At 58.6% G+C, this 23,344-nt stretch carries 16 protein-coding genes and 1 tRNA gene; 1 reads left to right on the top strand and 16 read right to left on the bottom strand.

The features are described 5' to 3' along the window. Window positions 1-19: 19 nt before the first annotated feature. The 3 genes from BMX68_RS09620 to BMX68_RS09610 form a co-directional block, all read right to left on the bottom strand. Complete coding sequence (locus BMX68_RS09620) at window positions 20-991, bottom strand: magnesium and cobalt transport protein CorA (RefSeq protein WP_017133988.1); 972 nt, start codon at window positions 989-991, stop codon at window positions 20-22. Between the two features lie 168 nt (window positions 992-1,159). After that, a complete protein-coding gene (locus BMX68_RS09615; protein ID WP_017133989.1) occupies window positions 1,160-1,882 on the bottom strand; it encodes a lysophospholipid acyltransferase family protein in 723 nt (240 codons plus the stop codon). Between the two features lie 217 nt (window positions 1,883-2,099). Continuing rightward, window positions 2,100-2,789, bottom strand: a complete 690-nt coding sequence (locus BMX68_RS09610) for a crotonase/enoyl-CoA hydratase family protein (RefSeq protein ID WP_017133990.1) — start codon at window positions 2,787-2,789, stop codon at window positions 2,100-2,102. Between the two features lie 320 nt (window positions 2,790-3,109). Here BMX68_RS09610 and BMX68_RS09605 point away from each other — a divergent pair. After that, window positions 3,110-3,199: transfer RNA gene (locus BMX68_RS09605), tRNA-Ser, on the top strand. A 643-nt stretch (window positions 3,200-3,842) separates the two neighbouring features. Here BMX68_RS09605 and tssA read toward each other — a convergent pair. From tssA to tssC, 13 genes are all read right to left on the bottom strand, one after another. Beyond that, on the bottom strand, window positions 3,843-4,940 hold the full coding sequence (gene tssA / locus BMX68_RS09600) for a type VI secretion system protein TssA (RefSeq protein WP_017133991.1): 1,098 nt from the start codon (window positions 4,938-4,940) through the stop codon (window positions 3,843-3,845). 89 nt (window positions 4,941-5,029) lie between these two features. Continuing rightward, window positions 5,030-5,548 carry an Hcp family type VI secretion system effector gene (locus BMX68_RS09595; RefSeq protein ID WP_017133992.1) on the bottom strand — a complete coding sequence of 173 codons (519 nt, stop codon included), beginning with the start codon at window positions 5,546-5,548 and terminating at the stop codon, window positions 5,030-5,032. A gap of 148 nt (window positions 5,549-5,696) precedes the next feature. Further along, window positions 5,697-8,189: a type VI secretion system membrane subunit TssM gene (gene tssM, locus BMX68_RS09590; protein WP_017133993.1), complete on the bottom strand. Its 2,493-nt coding sequence runs from the start codon at window positions 8,187-8,189 to the stop codon at window positions 5,697-5,699. Further along, complete coding sequence (gene tagF, locus BMX68_RS09585) at window positions 8,186-9,112, bottom strand: type VI secretion system-associated protein TagF (RefSeq protein WP_026013401.1); 927 nt, start codon at window positions 9,110-9,112, stop codon at window positions 8,186-8,188. Before tagF ends, tssM begins: the two co-directional genes overlap by 4 nt. 31 nt (window positions 9,113-9,143) lie before the next feature. Continuing rightward, window positions 9,144-13,046, bottom strand: a complete 3,903-nt coding sequence (locus BMX68_RS09580; protein ID WP_017133995.1) for a type VI secretion protein IcmF/TssM N-terminal domain-containing protein — start codon at window positions 13,044-13,046, stop codon at window positions 9,144-9,146. A gap of 30 nt (window positions 13,047-13,076) precedes the next feature. Next, complete coding sequence (gene icmH, locus BMX68_RS09575) at window positions 13,077-13,790, bottom strand: type IVB secretion system protein IcmH/DotU (RefSeq protein ID WP_017133996.1); 714 nt, start codon at window positions 13,788-13,790, stop codon at window positions 13,077-13,079. Beyond that, window positions 13,787-15,130, bottom strand: coding sequence for a type VI secretion system baseplate subunit TssK (tssK, locus tag BMX68_RS09570; protein ID WP_017133997.1), 1,344 nt, complete (start codon window positions 15,128-15,130; stop codon window positions 13,787-13,789). The genes icmH and tssK overlap by 4 nt, the downstream gene beginning before the upstream one ends. Then, entirely contained in the window at window positions 15,127-15,846 is a 720-nt protein-coding gene (gene tssJ, locus BMX68_RS09565; RefSeq protein ID WP_017133998.1) for a type VI secretion system lipoprotein TssJ, read from the bottom strand. The genes tssK and tssJ overlap by 4 nt, the downstream gene beginning before the upstream one ends. Before the next feature lie 22 nt (window positions 15,847-15,868). Further along, complete coding sequence (gene tssH, locus BMX68_RS09560; protein WP_017133999.1) at window positions 15,869-18,466, bottom strand: type VI secretion system ATPase TssH; 2,598 nt, start codon at window positions 18,464-18,466, stop codon at window positions 15,869-15,871. Continuing rightward, the gene (gene tssG / locus BMX68_RS09555) at window positions 18,463-19,533 is read right to left on the bottom strand and encodes a type VI secretion system baseplate subunit TssG (protein ID WP_017134000.1); all 1,071 of its coding nucleotides are present in this window, start codon (window positions 19,531-19,533) and stop codon (window positions 18,463-18,465) included. Before tssG ends, tssH begins: the two co-directional genes overlap by 4 nt. Continuing rightward, window positions 19,497-21,329, bottom strand: a complete 1,833-nt coding sequence (tssF, locus tag BMX68_RS09550) for a type VI secretion system baseplate subunit TssF (protein ID WP_017134001.1) — start codon at window positions 21,327-21,329, stop codon at window positions 19,497-19,499. Before tssF ends, tssG begins: the two co-directional genes overlap by 37 nt. Then, a complete protein-coding gene (gene tssE / locus BMX68_RS09545; RefSeq protein WP_060783749.1) occupies window positions 21,329-21,811 on the bottom strand; it encodes a type VI secretion system baseplate subunit TssE in 483 nt (160 codons plus the stop codon). The genes tssF and tssE overlap by 1 nt, the downstream gene beginning before the upstream one ends. 24 nt (window positions 21,812-21,835) lie before the next feature. After that, a complete protein-coding gene (gene tssC, locus BMX68_RS09540) occupies window positions 21,836-23,338 on the bottom strand; it encodes a type VI secretion system contractile sheath large subunit (RefSeq protein WP_017134002.1) in 1,503 nt (500 codons plus the stop codon). Window positions 23,339-23,344 lie beyond the last annotated feature (6 nt).

The raw sequence follows: 23,344 nt of genomic DNA, 5'->3' as shown, positions 1-23,344 counted from the left end.
CGCACGTTGCGCGTCCGATCTATAGCCAGCCGGATTTCTTGAAGCTGGCCCACAAGCCCACGCAACCGACCGCGATACATCCCAGCACGGCAAAATAGCCGTAGTGCCAGTTCAGTTCGGGCATGTTCTGGAAGTTCATCCCATAGATCCCCGCCACTGCCGTCGGAAACGCCAGGATCGCTGCCCAGGCGGCGAACTTGCGTTGCACGATGCTCTGGCGGACGGACTCCAGCAACACGCCGATCTCGATGGTCTGGCTGGCGATATCGCGCAGGGTCGCCAGGTCCTCCATCTGTCGCGTCACATGGATCTGTACGTCGCGGAAGTACGGACGCATGTTCTTGTCGATAAACGGGAAGTCCAGGCGTGAGACTTCCTCGCTGATCTCCACCATCGGTGCTACATAGCGGCGCAGGCGTAACACATCCCGGCGCAGGTGGTGGATACGCTGGATATCACCCTCGTTCAGCGAGCTGTGCAGCACGTTTTTTTCCAGCTCGTCGATCTCGGCATGAATGACCTCACTGACTGGCTGGTAGCTTTCGGTCACGAAGTCGAGCAGGGCATACAGCACGAAATCCTCGCCATGTTCCAGCAGCAACGGTCGCGCTTCGCAGCGTTGACGGACGTGGGAATAGGACTTCGAGCGGCCGTTGCGGCAAGTAATGATATAGCCGTTACCGGCAAAGATCTGGGTCTCGATGAACTCCAGCTTGCCCTCGTGGTGAATCGGCGAATACGTGACGATAAACAGGGCATCGCCGAAGGTTTCCAGCTTCGGGCGGCTGTGTTTTTCCAGGGCATCCTCAATGGCCAGTTCATGCAGATTGAACTGTCTCTGCAAGTTGGCCAGCTCCTGGGCGTTGGGCTCTTCCAGCCCGATCCAGACAAAGTGACCGGGTTTCGCCGCCCAGGCGGCGCCCTCGTCGAGGGTGATATTGGTGACTTTTCTACCGGCACTGTAAACCGCAGCAGCAACGATTCTACCCATAATGCTGATCGCTTCTTCTTTAAAAAGGGAAAAGACAGGCTGCAGCTTAGCCTGCCCGGCTTCTTCAGAGTCGGCAAACTATCGGGAGTTCGTGGAAAAGCCGCAACGTTCATGTCGTGGCGTCTTTGCACAGCAACCGCGCCGGCCTGGGCGCGCGAAGATGCTTGATCAGCCGACTTGCAGCTGGCGGTCCATTGCGGCGATACAGTCACGCATCTGTTCCCGACACTGGTCGATCAGCATCGGCATATCGTCCAGCGTCAGTCCCGCGGTGGGGATCGCCGGCAGCGAGCGGATCAGCACCTTGGCGCCGTGCCAGCGGTTCAGGCGCATATGCCTGATATAGCTGCTGGCACACACCGGCATGATCGGTACGCCAGCAGTGATCGCCATCTGAAACGCCCCTTTCTTGAACGGCAAGAGGTCTTCGCCACGATTGCGTGTGCCTTCGGGGAAGACCCAAATCGAGGTGTCCTTGTGTTGCAGGGTCTCGGTGGTACTCAGCATCGATTGACGTGCCTTGCAGGCATTGCCGCGATCGATCAGCACATTGCCCGCCAGCCAGAACAACTGGCCGAACAACGGAATCCACTTCAAGCTCTTCTTGCCGATGCATACCGTGCGCCGTGGCACCACATTGCCGAACACGAACAGGTCGTAGTTGGACTGATGATTGGCAATGATCACGCAGCTTTGCGACTGGTCCATCAATGGCCCGACCTCGGCCTTCACCCGCAGGCGCAGAATACACATTGCCGGCCAGGCATACAGGCGGGCGCACAAGCGGTTGTTATCCGGATGGAACGGGCGACAGAGCCCGAGTATCACGCCGATGATACCTGCAACGATAAAATTAAGCCCCATCAATAACATACGTAATAGAAACAGCATCTAACGGGCCCGCCAGGACAAAAGGTGGCGCAGTGTACGGAGGTGCATTGTCCTCGGCAATTAGCCGGATAGAGGCAGGAGATAGGCGATGTTTTAGCGCATGTTTCCCCGGAGAGTGTCAGGCGCGGTCTAGAGCGGTTGCAGTGGGTACAAACACGTCTGTAGGAAAAGGCCCGACTAAATGTCGGGCCTTTTCCACGGGCAAAAGGTTCGAGGATCAGCCCATAGGGTCCTGATCGAGAATGATCGCGTGATCCAGGGTTTCCAGCAGCGCCTGACGCACTTTCAGCTTGGTGTTCTTGTGAGCAGTCATATTGATCTTCTTCAACTGCCGGGCCGCGTTCAGGGCGGCCTCCGGCAGGGCTTGCGGCGTGACCAGCTTGTCGAGGAAACCGGCGTCCACCGCGTCTTGCGGGTTGAACATCTCGCCATTGATCACGGCACGATGGAAGGCCGAGCGGCGCAACCGGTCGCGGGCGATCTCGATCCCGGCGTGATGCATGGTCATGCCGATCTGCACTTCATTCAGGCCGATGCTGAACGGCCCGTCGACACCGATGCGGTAGTCGGCCGACAGCAGCAGGAATGCGCCCTTGGCCACGGCATGGCCTGGGCAGGCGACAATCACTGGGAACGGATGGGACAACAGGCGGCGGGAGAGGGTGGAACCGGCGGTCACCAGACTGATGGCTTCCCTGGGGCCGGCGGTCATCACTTTCAGATCGTAGCCACCGGAGAGAATGCCGGGTTGGCCGGTGATGATCACCACCGCATGGTCGCGGGTGGCCTGGTCCAGGGCGGTATTGAAGGCGGCAATCACCTCCGGGGAAATGGCATTGACCTTGCCATTGCTCAAGGTCAGGGTCGCGATGCTGTCTTCGAGGTGGTAAGAGATCAACTCACTCATGAGGTCATTCCTTATAAAGAAGTGGCACAGACGTTACCCAGCCGCATGGGAGAGGTAAAGCGCCGTGACTGACTGGTGAGTCAGGTTTTTCCGTCCGAACCGCGCTCAGGAGGTTGCGCCAGATGCCCGCCCTGTCTTTATGGAAGGCGCTGAGTTGTGCCAGAGATTGGCAGGTTTGCCTTGACTGGCGGGTGGGCGACTGGGGCGACGTTGGTTATTTGACTTAAGCGCATGAAAATTCTGAAAAAAACCTTTGCCATTGGAAAAGCTTTCGACTACATTAGCGCGCCTCGACAGACTGAATCGGTTTGACGAGATACGGTGAAGTGTCCGAGTGGCTTAAGGAGCACGCCTGGAAAGTGTGTATACAGGAAACTGTATCGAGAGTTCGAATCTCTCCTTCACCGCCAAATTCTGAAAACGCAAACCCCTGATTTTCCTGGAGAAATTCGGGGGTTTGTGGTTTTTGGCGGCTGAAAAAGGGCGATAGGGGAACAATATGGGAATGCTTCTGTGGGGCAGTGATCTCGTAAGCGGACGCCTAAGGCTTGATTTCAGCTGCATTCGAGGGCTGTCTGTGTGGTTTAGTAATCGCTTTCTCGCGGGAAAGTGATTGGGTTGGCAGAGAAAACGCTTTGAGGCATCAGCCTTCATGGAGATAAGAATGCGGCGAGAAGCTAGATTATTGCACTACTGTGTAATGTTTTATTTGTTAAATATTAAGGTTTAACTTAAAGACTTGCTTCAGAAGTATGAATTCATAGCATCCGGTCCATCCTCATTGATCCAGGCTCCAAAGTGCTGGCGGATAATGATCAAGCGATTGCACATTTTTGAGTAAGTCAGGCATCCGCTTCCACTCTGAGAGGTTCCCTGGATCACCATTCTTCAGGTCGTTCTGTCCGGCGGTGCAGAATACGAAGGGTTTTCACTTCGTTATGACACAATCATAAGATGCGATGAATGATGTGTGGCATCCGAACTTGAGCTAACGAACTAACCGCACAGGCCATTAGCGAAGATGTTTGCTTGTCCTTGGGTATCCATGGGGCATCAGGACTTCGTCTCTTTGGTTCCAAGTACGTCACGAATGCTATCGACGACGTTACGGTCCTTAATCACGTCATTCAACCATCCCTCAAGCGGCATGTTGCCCCATTTGATCGCGCGTTCGATCAGGTAGGGCACCGGGCTTTGGGGTTCGGCGTGTTTGAAGAATTGGGCGACGCTCGCGAGCATGGTGAAGGCTTCGTCGCGAGTCATTGGGGTGGTACGTAATACGGCTGGGTTGGGGGCTTGCTGGGCGGCGGGCATGGCAGCACCTGCTGGTGGCGCTTGGTTGATTTCAGGCGCATTGGGAGCGAGCTGAGCTTGCGCGGGATGGAGTTCGATACCTCGATCCTTCAACAGTTTCTCGACCAGTTGTGCGGTCCTGGACAGGATTTCCTCAAGTGCGGCAAAACTCGGTGTATCGCGGTCGAACAAGTCGTCACAGGTAGCCTGGAGTTGTTGGCAGGCCTGCACGCATGCAGCGATTTCGGTGGCCTTGAGGCACAGATGATCGGATTCGGTAAGGACGACTGAACGCTGGAAGGTTTCCGCGTTGATTTTGCCTTCCTCGAGTGCGTTACGCATGGCTTGGGGGTTCTGCAAGGCCAGGTTTTCGACGTGCCGGGATTCGTCATAGCGTAACAGGCCGAAGTTGTCTCCCTGGGTGATTGGCAGTGCGCCCACCACATCTGTCAGCGAGGTTTTCAGCCAGGCAAGGCGCGCATTGCGCTCTTCCACACCGTCTTCGAGCGACGGATACAGGTTTTCCCAGAACGCCCGCAAAATTTGCTCGGCCAGGGTCAGTCCGAAGTGAATGCCAACAAAATGGTATTGGTGCGCCAGGCCCTCGGCAAGCCAGGCCACCAGCATCAAATCCTTGCTCTGTTGCGCAAGACCTTGCGCGGCCAGGGTGATGGTCAAGTCCCAATCGGAGGATTTGAGTTCGGTTTGCCAGTCGCCCTGGGTCAGGTAATTGGGGTCTGCTCGACGCGCTTCTTTGATTTGATCAAACAGGGTGGAGAAACTCAGGTCCGCACCACTTGCGCCGTCGATGGGGGCGAGCAGTTCGGCCAGGGAAAGACCGTTGAAAAATTCAGGCATAGATAACTCTGCTCAGAAAAAACACCGTGCTTGCACGCAGGCACGGTGTTGAGTTGGGGATGTACACTCGGCGCGAAATCGCCAGATACTTAAGCGAAAACCTTGTTCGCGGTGCGATCCCAACCGCCGGTGACGTTACCGCCACCCTGGCCATCGGAGCGACTCTGTTGGGTGTAGGTGGTCTTGATGCGCGCGAAGTTGAAGCTGATTTCTTCGATCGGCAGGTCGCTGACCGCTTTGTCTTCGCCGCCCTGGCTGCCGCCAGCGATAGCTTTGACGGAGGACACTACGACTTCTTCCAGATTGATGGTCAGGTAGGTCAGCTTGTCGCCGCCCGCACGGTTGACGTTCAGTTGGATCTTGGCGATGTGGGTACCTTTGCAGCAGGCTTCGAACAGCTTCGCCGATGCTTTATCCACGGTTTTGCGGATGCTGAAATCGCTGAGAGCTACGCGCTCGGACGATGCGCCGCCCGAAGAGCTGGCAGTGGCAGAGGTGGCCTGAGTAGCGCCATATTCGTAGCCCAATACTTCAATCCAGTCCTTGTGTTTATCGTCCAGTACTTCGCCTGGAATGCCGTCGATTTGGATATATGCATCAAATGCCATTTCTAACTTCTCCTTTCACTGTTTAAGAGTTGTACCGACCCGCTGTGGGGCTACAGCTCTTGCTTTAACTGTCCTGAAAACGATCAGGACAGGCTTCTTTTTCTGCCGCTCCGGCATAGGCTCAAGCAGCGGTATTTCGCTATAAGGCTCAGTTGAGCGCACGAACTTCGATCTCGACTCGTCGATTGGGCTCAAGACACTGAATCAACGTGGCGCGAGGCAATTGCATATCGCATTTGACCAACGGCTTTTCGCTGCCTTCGCCCACCGCGTCCACCAGTTCGACAGGTACGCCTTTGCCCACCAGATAGGTCTTGATGGTTTGCGCCCGCTGCCTCGAGACCACCAGGTTGCCCTGGCGATCCCCCAATGGGTCGGCATGCCCGGTAATGATGATTTTGCCAATGTCCGGTGTGCTCAATAGCTTGCCGGCGATAGCGCTCAACTGAGCCTGGCCTTCGCTTTTCAGGCTCTGGAAATCTGCGCGACCGAAGGCGAACAGCGTGTCGGATTCCAGGGTGATTGTCTCGATCGAACGCAGCGACTGGCTCAGCAGGCTATTGATGTAATTGCGTGAGCTGGAGATGAGGAAGGCGTTATCAAGGAGGCGCGGCACGTCCGGTTCGTGAATCTGATCACTGTAGAAATTGATCTGGCGGCTGGCGTACTCGTAATCCCCACCGACAGCCGTGGCGCTGTTTTGGGTGATGAGCTTGCCGGTCTGGCGAGCAATCGCCGGGTACCAGTAATCGGGCATTTTCGCTTTGAGAAGCGCCGGATCGGCCCTCTCTCGCTGGGCGCGCGACAACATGATGTAAGTGTCCAGGGTCGTGGTACCGAAGTTGGCGATAGATTGCGCACGATTGTCCGTCGGCAGGGCCTTGGGCTCCACGCTGTCGATACTCGTGACCGGGAACAGTTCCTTGGTGTTGCGCTGATAGACCTTGATGGTGGTCAGCAGGTACAACGAACGGGTGAGGTTGTCGGCGGTCGGTTTGAGCATCACGGTTTCCAGCCGCGAGAAATACTGACTCCGTAGCAACGGTTCGATGGCATGGCCCTGGTAAAGGCCCATGCGCATGCGCAGCGGTACGCCGTCTTCGCGGTGCTGGCGGTAGTAATGTGCGGTCCATGAACGCATGCTCTCCAGCGTATGCCAGGCCGTGTATTGGCCGGTGCTGGCGCGGTCATCGGTGGAGGATTGGGCCAGTTCGGCAGACAGGGTCTGGATCGTATTTTTGTTATTCCAATAGGACCAACCCCACACGCCACACAACAGCATTGCCAGGGCGCCGAAAGCGCCGATCAAGGCGGCCTTGCGTCGACGTTCGCGATCGTTGGTGGTGTACAGCGCCACCAGATGTTGGTCAGGAATGATCACTTTGCGAAACAGGCTATTGATAAACAGGGCATGCGGTTGCGCATGGCCGCCGGCGGGTTCCTGATCGCTCTCCAGCGAGAAACGTTCGGTGACCTGGCGGGCATGACCACCCATTTCCGGTCGATCGGCATCCAGTGCGCTGGTGAAGTAGAAGCCGCGCAGCAGTTCGGCGTTTTGATACGGGTTGGCCCGCAACAAGGCATCGACGAACAGTTGCAGACGCGGTTTCAAGGCCGCCAGTTCCAGCGGAAAGCGGTACACGGACGAGTTCTGGCGTGTGACCTGAATGTCCTGCAGCACCAGTTGCCGGTTGGCCACGGCCTGCCAGTAAGTAATCAGTTCATCCATCGCCACGCCAAAACGCTGGCCCCAGTCGGCCTGGTCAAAACCCTTGTGGGAGAAGGTCTTGCCCATCACTTCGCCGCGCGCCACGTCATCCAATTGGCTATAGAAGGGCGCAAATCCCGGCACCAGGTCGCACTTGGTGAACACCAGGTACACTGGCAGTCGCACTTCCAGCAGTGCATGGGTTTCCTGAATACGCTCGCGCAGGCGTTTGGCAATGCGCTCCTGATCTTCGCGCGAAGCTTGCAGGATGTCGTGGATGCTCACCGCCACAATCAAGCCATTCAGCGGACGTCGCTGGCGATGCTGACGCAGCAACTGCAAAAAAGCGCGCCATTTGCCGGCTTCTTCCTGGTCGTTCATGTAGCGGCCTGCGGTATCCAACAGCACCGCTTCGGCGCTGAAAAACCAGTCGCAGTGGCGAGTGCCGCCCAGGCCCGCCACCCGCGCACCCTCGCGTTCGGCATACGGAAAGTTCAGCCCCGACTGATACAACATAGTGCTCTTGCCCGCAGCCGGCTGGCCGATCACCAAGTACCAGGGCAGGGCATACAACGCATCCTTGGGTGGGGTGCCGCGTGGCTTGTTGCCGTTCAGGCGTTCGATACTTTGCAGCAGGCGTTCGCGCAACAGGCTGACTTCCTCACGGTCGGCCGGGCTCGCGTTCAGCACGGCCTGGTCGGCGTCTTCGCGCAGCAGCCCTTCGAGGTTGTGATGTCTGGAGACGCCGCGATACAGCAGCACCACATAGCCGGAGGAAAGCACCAAGAACACACCGATCCCGGTCAGCAGGCTATTGAGCGAATTGAAGTCGAACGCGTGGCCGATACCCCACACGATAAAAATCGTCAGGAAGAATAGGACCCCCAGAATGTAGGGTTGGTAGCACAAGAAATAATATTTAATTCTGTTCATACGGACTTCAAATCCAGGGCATCGACAAAACGGTCGATAACGTCATAAAGAGGGCGGTCTAGTTCAGGAAATGTCGATACACGGTGGTGCTCGTCGAAGACGTCGAACGGCGCCAACACATCGTAATTTTCCAGGCGCTCGCTGGTGCCGGTCAGTACCCGGTACAGGCCATTGCTGTTGCGCGAGGCAAAGCACAGTAGCTTCGGACGCATGAAGTCATCGGCCAACACACTGATTTGCGGCGCGGTATCGGCGCGCTTCATGCGCGTGAGCCAATCGATCCACAAGTCGGCGATGGGGTTCTTCAAACCCCGTTCGGCCGGCAGGGGGAGGGAGATCGCCATGCCGCTCTTGTGCTGCATCGGTTGTTGCAGGGCCCGCAGGCGGGTGAGCACCGCGTTGCTGACAAACTCAGGGTGCGAATCTTCCAGCGAGCGAGTGATGTCGCGCAGATTGAAATTCACCAGAAACTTGTCGTGCACGCGCCGGAACAGTTCAAAATCCTGGGCCTGCAACGGGCGCAAGGCTTTGATGCGTTCAAACAACACCGAGGTGCTTTCGCCCTGGACAGCCATGTGCAGCAACGGTTTGATCTGCCCGCAGAACAGTTCGCCCAGGGTAAACGGATTAACCAGGGTTTGGGCCTCGCTGGCCTTGAGCGTCTGGAAGATGAAAAACGGGTAGCGACGCGTGCTGAAATCCCGCGCACTGATCAGCCCGCCCAACAGCCAATTGCCGTTGCGCGCGCGATAGCTGAACAGGCACACCGGCAAACGATCGAACAGCTCTCGCCAGTCTTCGCGGTGTTGCATGGCCGACAGGGCCCCTTGCAACCAGGCGTCGAACTCGCGGACTTCTTGCGCCGCACCGTGCAGGCTGACGAAGTCCGCGCTGGCAGGCACTTTGCCGAAACACCCGATCACCGGCGGCACTCCCGATCCTTGGCTGGAGTGCTCACTTGGCGCGTCCGTCCGTGGTGTTTAGCGCGCTCAGCGCCTTGACGTTGCTCAGGTCGGTGAGCTTGACGCCACCATAGTTGCGCACAGTGAGGCTGACCGGACCACTGGCGGTGTTCCAGCGCATACGTTGCTGGATGCCATCGAGGTCGTCGACCCGCGCACTGTCGTTCATGCGCAACAAGCCCCAGCGTCCTGGATAGTCGAACACCGTGATGCGCTCGCCGCTGAGCGTCACGACATCAAGGCGTGCGCCTGGCGTCGTGGTGGTGCCCGGCCAGGAAAACCGGCTCCAGCTAGCCTTGCCGTTGCGGTAGTGCTGCACCTGCCTGTCCAGGGTGAAGATGATATCGGTGAAGTCAGCCGACGGCTCCAGCATGATTTCGAAGCCGTTGTCGCGGTCCGACAGGCTGGCGATCACTTCACCTAGCGAGCTGGCCTTGTCGATGCTGTTGACCATGCCCGGATCGACCAGCGGAGCCGACTTGGCGCCGCTGCTCATGCCCAAGCCTTCGCCGCCGGCCAAATTGCCGATTTCGTTGCGCTTGAAGTTTGGCAACAGGCCCGATTGCGGGTCGACGAAGCGTTGCAGATCCTTGATCGAAGCTTCGTTGCGACTGCCTGCGGCAATCGGGTAACGATGGGCCATGACCTGCTCCCACGGTTTGGCAATCTGCTGCGCCCAGGCCTTGGCAATTTGCTCGCCGGCCGGATCGCGCAGGGTTTCCCAGGTGTACTGGATCGGCAGGCTGAACAGACTTTGCAGCGAACTCGACAGGCCGCCCTGGCTGGTGTCGATCGTGGTTTCTACATAGTTGCGTACATGAGTGACTTCGCTTGGCTGGCCCTCCAACGTCTCGCTGATCAGTTGCTTGCTGCTTTTACCGATGTCTTGCGAGCGCTGGATATTGTTGACCCGCACTTTGAGTTTGCGCAGCGCGGCCAGGTAGCGATCCATGATCGTGCTGTCCGCACCTTCGGCGTTCTGTGTGGCAAACACCCGTGATACCGGCTCGAAGCGTTTCGCCAGGCTGCCGTCATTCACTGTCGGCAGTGGCGAAACCAGCGTGCTTGGGGACACGTCGGCGGTATCGAATATGCCAGTGACCTTGCTCCAGAAACTGTCCTCGCGCGGGGTGCCCGGCTGCTGGGACTCACGTGAGTCGGGCAGGTCCCATTGAGTGTTGTCGTTGACCGCCCAAAGTAGCCGTTTGACCGGCGAGTTCTGCACGTCGCTGAGCAGCGAGAGCTGTTGAGTGGCGTTGGTCATATCGGTGAAGTGACGCACGCCGACGCTGCCTACCAGGGTGTACCAGGCTTGGCTGTAGTCACGTTTATAGCGCGCCATGAACTCGCGGATGAAGTTGGCTTTCTGCACCACGCGGTCGCTGCCGTCGCCATCCAGCACCCAGTCGGTTTCATTGTGCAGGTTGCTTGAGACCAGCTTGATCAGCTCCGGCTTGACGAACTCGTCCCAGCCTTGGCGAGTGAAAATCGCCGGCACAACCTCAGTGCCGTACAGTTGCTGGCGGCCTGGTAACGGCACCAGGTCGTTCAGCCCGGTCGGCGGGAACTGACGGTTGGATTCGAGCTGCAGGCGCAGGTATTCACGGTCCACCAGGGAGCTGGAGATCATGAACGACTTGAGGCTCTTTTGCGTCTCGCTGATCAATTGCTCGTTGCGTGCCAGCGTCGGTGCTTGAGCGTTCTTGAGCAGTTGCACGTAGACCGCTACGTTTTCCCGAATCACCTTGTCGCTGAGCGGGCTTTGCTTGCCGAGGGTGCTTGCCCAGGCGACCGGCAATACCGCGCCGACAAACTCGGCTTCCGGGTGCGCGGCGGGTTGGGTGAGGATCAAGTACAGCTTCAGCGCGTTGTATGACTCGATGATCGAGGCGACCTGATGCTCATCCAAACGCCCCAGCATCTCCTCCGACAACGACAGCCCACCCGTGGTTGCGGACAGTTCGGCAACGTCACCGACGGTGGCCGGGTTGCGCAGGGCAGCAAGGGCGTTGTCACGCACTTGTCTGGCCGAAACCCGGGCCGCACCGGTCAGGCGCTGGTTGAGATCATTGGTGCCGCGGGCAATGTTGCCCAGACTCGGCGTTACCCCGACACGCGCAGCCAGTTGCTGCGTGCCTTGGGTGGCCGAAGGGCCTTTGCGCGCACCCTTGGCAGGCTGCGCCGCCGTAGCGTTTTGCAGGTCCATGGTTCTTGCGAACTCGTTGAACTGGCGCAGATGCTGTTGCAGTTTGAGGGTAACCGGCTCCAGCACCTGGGTACGCAGTTGCTGCAAGTACGCGCGCTGGGTTGCGAGGTAGATGTCATCGCCACGGTACAGGCCGCCGCTCAAGCGCAGCGGCACGCCGTGGTCGCGGTAGCGCTCGATGGTGGTCATCTGGTTGCGCAACCGCTCCAGGCCCTGGCCGGATGCAAGCAACTGCTCGCGCTCCGGCGATTGCTGCAGCTCGCTGAGTTGTTGGCGCATGGACGCCAGCCATTCCCGGTTGTTCTTGAACGACAGGCTTTCGCCGCCAATGAACAGCACCCCGGCAACCAGCGTCAGGCCAATCAACGCAGGGCTCAGTGACGACTTGCGGCCGAACCTCGATGGGTACAGCGACAGGTCACGGTCAGGAAAAATTACCCGGCGAAAGGTATCGGTAATGAAGTAGCTGCGATCAGCGGTTTTCTTTGTGCTGCCGTCGCCCGGAAGGGATTGGCTGGCGTGCGGATGCAAGGCGAACGACTCGGCAAGGTCATCCTCAAACACCGGGCTCAATTGCTCGTCGGTCTGCAACGCGCTAGTGAAATACAAGCCGCGCAGCAACAACGGGTTGGCCTGATGCGTGTGCTGTGCGAAGTGTTGGAGGAGCTGCTCAAGCACGCCCGCCAGTTCAGCGAAATAGTTGGGAAAATTCAGCAGCGCGCTGTTGGTGTCGGCGCCCAGAGTCATCATCTGTGCATCAACGTGGCGGCGAATCTGCCGGTGCAGATTGGTCAGCTTGGTATCCAGTACGCTACGCAAACCGTGGTTGCCAATCTCCGATAAACCGAAAGTCATGCCCAGTGGTTGCTGACGCTCGTTGAGGTCGAGGCCTTCGAATGCCTGGCTGAAACCGGGCAGTTGGTCGGTCTTGCTGAGCATCAGGTAGATCGGCGGATTCACCCCCAGGCAATCGATGTACTCCTCGATGCGCGACACCAACCGCCCAGCCAAGGCGTTGCGCTCATCCGTGGTGGAGGCCAGCAGCTCTGGCAGGCTGACCACCAGCACCAACCCGTTGACCGCAGCCTTGTTGCGTTGCTTTTTCAGCAGGCGCAAGAAGTCGGCAAAGTCGCTGGCGGATTGCTCGTCGCGCAAGTAGCGCCCGGCGGTATCGATCAGCACGGCGTCAGGGCTGAAGTACCAGTCGCAGTGTTGGGTGCCGCTTTCGCTGTCATTGGCGCTGCTGGCGATGCTCGCCGACAGGCCGGAGCGGCTGAGTAGCGAGGTCTTGCCGGCGGCAGACATCCCGATCACCAGGTACCATGGCAGGTCATACAATGCCGAAGAACCGCCGCCGCCCGCCGCACGGTCGGTACGCAGCATGGCGATGGCGTGCTTGAGCCGTTCGCGCAGCACTTGCTGGTCGCGGAACTCGCCAGCGGACTTCATCGAGCGGTCGACTTCACGCTGTACCAGGTTCTCCAGGTTGTGCTCGGCGCGAATACGCTGGTACTGGCGTAGCACAATGATCAGCACATAAAAAGCACTGATCACAATCAATGCTTCCGGCAAATGACCCTGCAGCCGCGGCACACGTGGCGCGGCAATCGAGTAGGCCAACAGGCTCAACACCCACAGCGTTGGGATGAGGAACCAAAAACTTTTTAACAAACGCAGTAATGTCTTCATGTCTTCCCGGCCTGGTTACCTGATCTGTGCTCAGGCACTGAACAGCTGGCTGATGTGTTCTGCCAAAGCGGCGACGTCCTTGCCCAACAACCAGTCCAGCGTCAGGTAAACACTTACGCAGACCAGCGCAATGAGCGCCAGATACAGCCACACCGGGACTTCGTGACGAAGCATTTGCGAAACCTGATCGGGCAATGCCCAGTTCGGTGACAGGGTTTTCGGGGGCTTGCGGTAGCGCGCGATGTCCTGGCCGAGGGTATTGGCCAGATAGCGCAACTGGTCTTTCTGGCCGAGACTGAATTTGCCTTCGAAACCCAGCGCCAGGCACAGGTGGTAAACCTCAAGTACATCCAGGTTGGCTTGCACGTCGCTGCGCAGCGATTCGATCTTTTCAAAAAATCCCTCCCCCGCCAGATGCACGCCGAAATAGCGGAACTGCAACGGCTGCAACTCGAAATGGTTGCGCAGAGCGTTATCGCCGGAACGCAGCACGCTTTCGTCGAGGAAAGCGCAGAGGGCGTACTGGGTGTCCTTGACCTGTTCAACGCTATAGTTGGCGCTGCGTGCGTCGCGCTCCAGGGTGTTGAAAAAGTTATCGACACTGGCTTCAAAGGCATTCAGCGAAGTCGCCTGCCGGCCCCGGCGCACAATCAGCGCCATGCTGATAAAGTCCTGTACCAGGTCTTTGAGGGTCGGTTTTTTGTGTGCCGTGGCTACGGCGCCTTGCATCACGGCTTCGGTCATTTGAGTACCGCCATCAGTTCAAGCTTGAGATTGGTAAAAGCGCTGGGCGCATAAAAGGAGATGGCCTGGGCATTCATCATCCGCTCATACACCCGGCCATGGGGTTCGATGGAGAAATAATGGTTGTCCAGGCGCACTGGAATCGCATTAGGCAAACGTGTCGAGTGATTCAACGTGACGCCCGGCATCGCACTGTTGACCACCACTTCGATGTCTTCCGGCGATCCCACCTTGATTGCCCGCGGCACCAGTTCCAGCAGGTTGGAGCCGGGCATGTCGGCATGCACCGAGAGGTAGAAGTCGGCTTCGGTCAGGCGCGGGTCGAGCAACTGACCCTGCCAATAAGACGGTTTGGTCTGGGTCAGGTTGATGACGATGCATTGGTTCGGAATCACGTTGTCGAGCAGCACCCGGATCATCTCGTCGAGCTTGACCAAAGAGGCCGCCGGATCATGGTGGTCGTACTCGGGAATATCATTGAGCTGGGTGTCCAGGGAAAACGTCAGCAAACCGCCGGCAAGCTCCGCGAGGAACAGATACAAGCGCTCGGGGTGCAGGCGAGGGTGGGCCAGCAAGTGCGCCAGATTCGGGCAGGCACGGTTGACCGTGTTCAACAGCCAGAACAAGGTGACGTCGCTGGAACCAAACTCGGCGATCTGGTCGGCGCGCTCACGACGTCGCCCTGACAACGCCTTGTTCTTGGACTGCAAGGCGCCGAGCAGACGCTTACCTAGACCGACCAACGTTTCATGGGTGCCGACATGCAGCGTCGGGTGGACAAAATGCGCATCCAGGTTGAAGCCGCCGATGTTATTGCGCGACAGCCGGGCAATCGGGCAGTAGCTGTAGCCGTCCAGGTTGTCACCGTCGATCAGCATCACTACGTTCAGGCGCAAGCTGGTGATTTCATTTTCCAGGTCGCCCTCATTGAGATCAGGCAGGGTATCGAACTGCTTGCGAAAACGCCGGGCGCTCTTTTGCTCTTGGCCGTCTTCGATGTAGTTCAGGCCGAATGGCTCCGGCAGCTTGAGCGCGGCATATACCTTGAGGTCATTGCCCTTGAGTAACTCCTTCAAGTCCCGTGCCGCCGGCAGCGGGTCGTGCTGGGGCGCGTCAAACAAGCTGCCATCGGGGAACACCAGTTTCAGCCGAATCAGGCGCAAGGTACCGGTGGCCAGAGCTTCTTCGTCAATCAGCAGCGTTTGCACGCCCCAGTGAAACGGCGTACTGCGTAGGGTCGACTCGGCCAACTGATGTTGATGAAACTCATCCTGATATTGGAAATGCTGCGGCAAGAGGAACATACCTTCCGACCACATCACACGGCTTTGCTTACTCATTTAGCGCCTTCTAATAGAGAATTCATTGGCGTATCGGCGGCCTTTTTCGCAGCGCTGGCAGCCATGTCCATCGCTTGCTTCTGCACCCTGTCGCTGACCGGCTTAGGTATCGCCAGGGCCGGTGGGGTGTCGGCAATTGGCGCCTGCGTCTTGGGGCGGTTCAGCACATCCATGCCGCGCACTGCCTGCACCGAGTAGAAGTCGGCCAACACCCGCACGCCATTGGAGGAGAACCAGATGCCGTCCTTGCGCAACGAGTTAGCGTCGAAGGCGACCTTCCACTGACTGTCTTCGTCGCTGCGGAAGAAGCCTGCGACGCCGACATAGCGCGTGGCTTTATTCAACGGCCAGGTATCGGTCTGGCCCATGCCGGGCAGCAGGACGATTTCACGCTCCTCGATCAGCGTGTTGCCCAGGGCTGGCTGCGGCGCGGCCGACAAATCGTCGGCGGATACTGCGGCAAAGCGCTCCAGCGAGCTCAATTGGTAGACGTGCAGCACCACCGATAGCGGTTTGCCGGAGGTGTCCAGGTTGAGCTGATTACCGGCGTAGGTGCTCAAGATCAGCTTTTCGTTGTCGCTGTAAAACAGGTCGCCCATCCAGGTGTCGTCGGTGCGTTTGCCGATGCGGTCAGTGACGCCACACCCGGTGAGTATCGCCGTCATTACCAGAGCTACCATGCCGGCTGCCAGGGCTGGCTTTTGTTTCGTGTCCATAACTGCTACTCGTAGTGATCGATCAGATCAGGCTGTAGGTGAAGTCACCGTCGCTGCCCAGCCCGATGGTCAAGCTCTCAATCGGTTTGTCCTGCGCCATCCGCTCCAGTACACGCTGAGCGAGCTCCGGCATCAGGGTTTTCGAAAGGATGTTGTCGATATTGCGGGCGCCGCTATCGACTTCGGTGCAGCGCGAGGCAATCGCCTTGACCAAGGCTTCGTCGTAGCCCAGCAATGCATGGTGATTGCGTTCGAAGCGCTGGCGAATGCGCGCCAGTTTTAGCGCGACGATGCGTTCGAGAATTATGTCTTTGACCGGGTAGTACGGCACTACCGTCAAACGGCCGAGGAAGGCTGGCTTGAACACCTGATTGAGCTCGTCACGCAGCCCCTCGACCAGCTCGTCCGGCGTCGGTTGCTCCTCGCTGTTCCAGCACCGCTGCATGATGCGGTCGGTGCCGGTGTTGGCGGTGAGCAGGATCACCGTATTGCGGAAGTTGATCTCGCGACCTTCGCCATCGTCTAGCACGCCTTTGTCGAAGACCTGGAAAAACAGCTCAAGCACATCCGGGTGAGCCTTTTCCACTTCGTCGAGCAGCACCACGCTGTAAGGCTTGCGTCGAACCGCTTCGGTCAACACGCCACCTTCACCATAACCGACGTAGCCCGGTGGCGAACCTTTGAGACTCGACACCGTGTGGGCTTCCTGATATTCGGACATATTGATTGTGATGAGGTTACGTTCGCCGCCGTACAGGGTATCGGCGAGGGCCAGCGCGGTTTCGGTCTTGCCGACGCCACTGGGGCCGAGCAGCAGGAATACGCCGATCGGCTTGTTTGGATCCTCCATGCGTGCGCGGGAAATTTTGATGCGCTTGCCGATTTCCACTAAAGCGTGGTCCTGACCCAACACACGTTCGCCCAACAGCTCGGGCAGGCGTTGTACGGTGTCGATTTCGTCGCGCAGCATCTTGCCCAGCGGGATGGCGGTCCAGCCGGAAATCACTTCGCCAATGGTGCCACCGTCGACCAGTGCGTGGACCAGTGGCTGCTCGCCCTGGACACTGGCCAACTCGGCGCGCACGGCGGCGAGTTGGTTGGCATCCGGTGGGCCCTGTTCCGGTGTGCTCAGTGCGCCAAGTTTTTCCACCAGCTCCCGCTCGCGCTTCCACTGCTGTTCCAATGTTTGGCGGAGGGTTTGTTCCGCACGCAGTTGTTCGATCAGGGCGCTCAAGCGGCGGGCATGATCGCTGCCTTTAGCGGCTTCCTGTTCCAGCACGGCGATTTCGGCCTGGAGGTTATCGATCTGGCGTTTGCAGTCCTCCAGCGGTCCAGGCTGTGCCGACTGGCCGAGGGCGACGCGGGCGCACGCGGTGTCGAGCACGCTGACCGCTTTGTCCGGCAACTGGCGGCCAGTGATGTAGCGGTGGGACAGGCGCACGGCCTGCACCAGCGCTTCGTCCATCACGGTGACCTGGTGGTGCTCTTGCATTTTTGCGAGCAGGCCACGCAGCATGTGGATGGCTTTGTCTTCGTCGGGCTCTTCAACCTTGACCACCTGGAAGCGGCGGGCGAGGGCGGCGTCTTTTTCGAAGTACTTTTTATATTCCGCCCAGGTGGTGGCAGCGATGGTGCGCAACTCACCGCGAGCCAGCGCCGGCTTGAGCAGGTTGGCGGCATCGTTTTGCCCGGCCTGGCCACCGGAACCGATCAGCGTATGGGCTTCATCGATAAACAGAATGATCGGGTGCAGGCTGCGCTTAGTTTCTTCGATCACCGATTTGAGGCGGTTTTCGAACTCGCCTTTCACTCCGGCGCCCGCTTGCAACAAGCCCAGGTCGAGGGTGTGCAGCGCGACGTCCTTGAGTACCGCCGGTACATCGCCCTGGACGATACGCAATGCCAGGCCTTCGACCACGGCGGTTTTACCCACGCCGGCCTCGCCGGTCAGGATGGGGTTGTTCTGGCGACGGCGGGTCAGGATGTCGACCATCTGGCGTACTTCGAACTCGCGACCGAGCACCGGGTCGATGCGGCCGTCGCGTGCGCTTTGGGTGAGGTTGATGGTGTATTGATCCAGCGCCGGAGTCTTGCCGTTGCCCTTCATCGGACTGGCGCTGCTGGCGCTTGTCAATGGTTTGGCAAGTTGGGACTCGACGCTGCCTTCAACCAGCGCACTGAAGTTCAGGCGCAGGTCATCCGCATTGATTTTTTCCAACTCAGGCGCGGAGCCGATGATCACCCGGCGCAGCTCGTCATCGTCGAGCAAGGCGTGCACCAGGTGACCGGTGCGAATCTGCGCCTCGCCGAACTCGATAGACGCTAGTACCCACGCCTGTTCGATCATTCGCGTGATATGCGGGGACAGTGCGGGCGTGCGTGTATTGCCTTTTTTGAACGTGCCCAAGGCTGTCATCAACTGCGTTTGCAGACGATCTGGCACTACATCGTAGTGGCGCAGGATGGCCGGCAAGTCGTTGTCGCTGGTATCCAACAACTGCAGCAGCAAGTGCTCGACTTCGACGTCGTAATGGTTTTCCGAGAGGCACAACGCCGCGGCACCTTCGGTGGCAGTGCGGCTGTTGTCGTTCAACTTGGCAAACAGGGACTTCAGGTTCACAGGCAGACCCCATCAAAAGGAATGTGAAAGAGGGCGCAACGGGAAGGCTCCACGTCGACACCGGGAGGTTTGAGCCAGCCAAGCCGCCCCAGGGAAACATTGCCCTGGCGCCCCAGGCGGGCGACCGGTACAGCTTCGCGCTTGAGCCTGGGGGCCAATTGAAAGTCCAGCTCGGCACCGACATAAAAGCGCACCAGCTCGACCAGCTTCTGGTAATCCACCGTACCCGGCAGGAAACGCTGGTAATCGGCCAGCTCCAGCGGTCCCAGTTCGATGCGCACGCACGATTGATAGTCCCAGACCCGGTTGCCGGCGACGGCGCTTTGTCCGAGCACGGCGTTCTTGCGACCCAGTCGGGTGCGCTGATCGGTGCCCAGGTGCAGCCAGCGACCGGCGAATGGCTTGACCTTGAACGGCAGCGAAAAATAGAAGCTCAGCATCACTTGCAGGTTCAGGGTGTTGCGCGGCTTTTGCGCGAACATCCCCGAGAAGTAGCTGAACAGTTCGCGACGCAGCGGCGAGGCGTCTTTGTCGAACTTTTGCTTCTGCGCTTGCGGCCCTAAACCCACGAGGTTGAGCAGGTAGCGATCAAACCCAGAGGTGCCGTGGCGCTCGTACTCGATGTAGAACTTGTACTTCTGCCAGGCTTCGTAAAACAGCGTGGTCATGCGGTGCGAGAAAATATCCAGGAACGCATGCGCCGCATCGTCACGGTATTGGATGTGGCGTTCCATCAACAGCTCGGTATATGGGCGTGGTAGTACCCCGGACGGTCCCACCAGGCCCATGAAAGTCACCTCCACCTCGGTCAGTGGCAGGCCCGCTGCCGACACGTTGTGGGCGTGCTCGAACTGCAAATCGCTGACTTCGCTGGCGGGGAAATTGAGCGACAGTTGTGAGCGAAAACGCAACGGGTCTTCATGCGGCCGGGTTTCCAAGTCCATGCGCCCGGTTCTGCTGTAGTGCAGGCGCAGCAAGCGCACCAATTGAAAGAACTCGAATCGATGCGGCTCGGCCCTGGCCTGGTCGATCAGACCAGGGGTTGATCGCCGGTTCGCGCAGGCCATTGGACCACTCTCTTTTCGCGTTGCAAGGTGCGAAGGGTTAATTGGGTAAAGCTGTTCATCGTGCAGTACTGACCGAAGAAATGGTCGAGCACCATGCCGAACAAAAACACACCACTGCCGGTGTATTGGCTTTCGTCGAATTTCAAGGTGATACCCACGCCACGCACAAAGTTCGGGCGCGGGTGGCCTATACGCGCAACCACCGGCTCGCTGGTGACCGAGACGATGCCGTTGATCTGTTTGCGGATCGCCGAAAGGTTGCGATAGTTGTAGAGGGAGAGCAGTTCCAGCAGCACTTCGCGCCCCTTGGACACCAACGACATGTGGTTGAGCGAAAGGTGCGAAATCAACCGCCAGATTACCCCGTTACCCAGCGGTACCCGCACGCTTGCGGTCGGCTTGCGCAGGCAGCGGATGTCCTTGATGACCGAATTGGCCGGGATATTGAAGTCGCCGCGTTCGCCGCCAAACGGCAGCATCAGCGGCAGGTCGCGGTTGCTGCAAGTCAGGCGGATGCTCAAGGTGTCGTTGTTCGAGTCGATCATCTCCAAGTTGCGGTCCACCACCCGGATAAACATGTTCGAGCCATCGCGTTGCTGGGTTTGCACGGCACGGCGGCGGGCAATCCAGAAGCTGCTGCCTGCGCCCTGCTCGCCACGCGGTTCAAAGAACGGATGGCAGGTGCCGACCTGGTCGGTGCCGCCGATTTTTTTCACGCGGAGCACGCGGTCAATCGAGACCACTTCCGAAGAGCTTCGCAGGCGCACATCTGGGGTTACCGCATACTCATGTTGGGCATGAGTCAGCTTGATCGGCTCGGCCTGCTGGCGGAACAGATTGATGATCGGCGTGCAGTTGAGCTTGAAGTTATTACGGTCAATATTTTGCGTCAGGCGAACCAGACGGTCCGTGAGGTCGTAATCGGAAAAGTAGAAATTGATCTCGACGTTCTCCACGGCCTTGCCCGCAAGGATGCGTGCAAAGCCGCAGAGGTCGAAAAACATGAATTTGTCGGGGAAGGTGAAGTATTCATGGAGCAACCGGTAGCCCAGGAACGAACGCTCGGAGTAATCCACCAGGCCTTCATCCAGCTGATAGCCGACCGCCTTCAAGGCGCCGATGGGTAGGGCCACTTCGCGGGTGCGGCCTTCATCCTCGAACACCAAGGTGGCCTTTGCCAGGTTGTTGAACAGCAGTTCGTACAATTGCAGCATCAGCGTGCTTTCGCCGTCGAGGAAAAACCGTAGGCTGTCCAGTTCCATCTTGCCAAACAGCACATCCGAGGTGGCGACCAGGCCAATGCGCAGACGCGCGACCAAGTCGGCGCTGTGGCCGTTGAACGCCGAGCGTTCCATCTCGATAAACGACGCCTCTTGCACTGCCACCGGCCACAACTCCACCGGGTAGCAGGTGCGGAACTTACAGACCACGCCGTCCACGGGATTGGCATGCAGCTCGGTGTGGCGGGCCACGCGGTAGGCTTCGGTGATCTTTTCCTGCTTACCGAGATTGAACTCGACAATCGACATTGACGGAGTAGGGCGCAGGTAATGCGGGTAAAGAACTTCAAGAAAAGCTTCGACGATTTCCGGGAATTCATCATCGAGTTTTTTGTGCACGCGCGCCGACAGGAACGAGAAGGCCTCGATCAACCGTTCGGTGTGCGGGTCTTCGCAGCTATCGCCCTCGATGAGCAACCGCGAAGCGATTTTCGGATACTGACTCGCAAACTCCTGGCCCAAAAAGCGCAAGTGCGAGAGTTCCTTTTCATAATAGGGCAGCAGATCGTCGAGCATCAGTTGAGATTTCGCACTTTGTATTCCTGGGTGTTGACCTGCAGCACCGCATCGAAGGAGACCTGACGCGAAATGTCTTGCAGACGCAAAACTGCATCCACACGAAATGTCAGCGCGCGTTGGCCGATTTGTTGTGCGAGCAGTTGTACTTTCACGCTGCGAAAGCGTCGGTCACCGACCGTGATGGCTCTTTCTAGCTGACGCTGGATCAGCAGACGATCCTGGGGATCGAGCACGCTCTTGCTAGTGAAATCGGGCATGCCGTAGTCGAGGATGGTTCCACCCAGATTGGCAAAACCCTCCAGTTCGCCCGCCACCAGGGACTGGCGGGTATTCACCAGGATCTCCAGGTCACGCACGATGCTGGCCTTGTAATCGGCCACCGAACACAAGCGCTGCGATGATGCTTCAATGGACTGATGCGCACGATCGTCCAGCAGTCGATCCAGCAATGAAGGCAACAACTTGTGTTGACTACTCATGGTTGCCTCCCTGGCAGCGTTCGATCAACTGCGAGTTGACGGTGGCAGCTCTGCGACCAGACGCAGCGATGCCGTCAGTTCGTCCAATTGGTAGTGGGGACGCAGGTATGTCACAGCCTTGTACACCCCAGGCTTGCCTGGTACTTCAAACACTTCGGCGCGGGCTTCGCGCAGCGGAAACTTGGCCTTGGCTTCCTGGCTGGCGGTGTCGTCCAGCAACACATAACCCGACAGCCACTTGTTGAGGAACAATTCGACGTCCTTGCGCGAGGCAAAGCTGCCGATCTTGTCGCGCATGATCGCTTTCATGTAGTGAGCGATACGCGAGGTGGCGAAGATGTACTGCAACTGCGCGGAAAGGCGCGCGTTGGCGTTGGCGATGTCGGTGTTGTATTGCTTTTGCTTCTGCGCCGACTGGGTGCCGAAAAACGCCGCATAGTCGGTACCCTTGCAGTGCACCAGGGGAATGAAACCCAGGTCCGACAACTCTTTTTCACGGCGGTCGGTGATAGCGATTTCAGTCGGGCATTTGAGCGCAATTTCGCCGTCGTCAGTCTTGAAAGTGTGGGTCGGCAGACCCTCCACCAGACCACCGCCTTCCACGCCACGAATCGCCACGCACCAGCCATAGCGCGAGAACGCATCGGTGACCCGCGTGCCCAACGCGTAAGCGGCGTTCATCCACAGGTATTTGTGGTGGTCGCGGCCATCGACGCTTTCGACGAAGTTGAACTCTTCCACCGGAGTGGTCTCTGGGCCGTAAGGCAGGCGACCGAGCACGTGGGGCAGGGTCAGGCCGATGTATCGCGAATCTTCCGAGGCGCGGAACGACTTCCACTTGGCGTACTCGACGGTGTCGAAGATCTTCGCCAGGTCACGTGGGCCGGACATGTCGGTGAAGGAGTCCCAGCCGAACAGCTCGGGCGAGGCCGCCGAGATAAACGGTGCGTGCGCGGCGGCCGCGACATGGGAGATCTCTTCGAGCAGGTACATGTCCTCCGGGCTGCGGTTGAACTCGTAGTCGCCCAGCAGCATGCCGAACGGCGCGCCGCCGAAGGTGCCGTATTCTTCCTCGTAGATCTTTTTGAACAGTGCGCTCTGGTCGAATTCGGACGAGGCCTTGAGGTCGCGCACCAGGTCTTTTTTCGAGGCGTTGAGCAGGTGGATTTTCAGCGTGGTGCTGGTCTCGGTCTGGTCGACCTGATACTTCAGGCCGCGCCACGAAGCCTCCAGCGACTGGAATTCACGGGCATGCATGATCTCGTTCATTTGCTCGGAGAGCATTGCGTCGATGTCGGCGATGCGCGCATCGAGCACGGCGATCAAGTCTTTGCTCGGCGTCATTTCGCCTTCCAGGACCTGCCCGACCAGTTCGCCGATCAAGTCGCGGGTCCGGGTGCGCTCGGTCTCGGAGCGCGCCACTCGGCTTTGCGAAATGATGCTATCGAGCAGCGAGGATGGCGGGGCGAAGTTTTCCACTGCAACCAGATCGTTGTCCTGGTGAGTCACGGTTTGCTTGTCGTTCATCGTCAG

This window comes from Pseudomonas agarici, assembly GCF_900109755.1.
Lineage (GTDB): Bacteria > Pseudomonadota > Gammaproteobacteria > Pseudomonadales > Pseudomonadaceae > Aquipseudomonas > Aquipseudomonas agarici.
Note: the sequence above shows the minus strand (reverse complement) of the source record. Positions and strands in the feature narration are given on the sequence as shown.

Bases quoted from the DNA above. Each gene is read 5' to 3' on its own strand.
- BMX68_RS09610 (WP_017133990.1), bottom strand. From the start codon at position 2,789: ATGAGTGAGTTGATCTCTTACCACCTCGAAGACAGCATCGCGACCCTG.
- icmH (WP_017133996.1), bottom strand. From the start codon at position 13,790: ATGACCGAAGCCGTGATGCAAGGCGCCGTAGCCACGGCACACAAAAAA.
- tssM (WP_017133993.1), bottom strand. From the start codon at position 8,189: ATGAACAGAATTAAATATTATTTCTTGTGCTACCAACCCTACATTCTG.
- BMX68_RS09615 (WP_017133989.1), bottom strand. From the start codon at position 1,882: ATGCTGTTTCTATTACGTATGTTATTGATGGGGCTTAATTTTATCGTT.
- BMX68_RS09595 (WP_017133992.1), bottom strand. From the start codon at position 5,548: ATGGCATTTGATGCATATATCCAAATCGACGGCATTCCAGGCGAAGTA.
- tssC (WP_017134002.1), bottom strand. From the start codon at position 23,338: ATGAACGACAAGCAAACCGTGACTCACCAGGACAACGATCTGGTTGCA.
- tssF (WP_017134001.1), bottom strand. From the start codon at position 21,329: ATGCTCGACGATCTGCTGCCCTATTATGAAAAGGAACTCTCGCACTTG.
- tssA (WP_017133991.1), bottom strand. From the start codon at position 4,940: ATGCCTGAATTTTTCAACGGTCTTTCCCTGGCCGAACTGCTCGCCCCC.
- tssE (WP_060783749.1), bottom strand. From the start codon at position 21,811: ATGAGTAGTCAACACAAGTTGTTGCCTTCATTGCTGGATCGACTGCTG.
- tssG (WP_017134000.1), bottom strand. From the start codon at position 19,533: ATGGCCTGCGCGAACCGGCGATCAACCCCTGGTCTGATCGACCAGGCC.
- BMX68_RS09580 (WP_017133995.1), bottom strand. From the start codon at position 13,046: ATGAAGACATTACTGCGTTTGTTAAAAAGTTTTTGGTTCCTCATCCCA.
- tssK (WP_017133997.1), bottom strand. From the start codon at position 15,130: ATGAGTAAGCAAAGCCGTGTGATGTGGTCGGAAGGTATGTTCCTCTTG.
- BMX68_RS09620 (WP_017133988.1), bottom strand. From the start codon at position 991: ATGGGTAGAATCGTTGCTGCTGCGGTTTACAGTGCCGGTAGAAAAGTC.
- tssJ (WP_017133998.1), bottom strand. From the start codon at position 15,846: ATGGACACGAAACAAAAGCCAGCCCTGGCAGCCGGCATGGTAGCTCTG.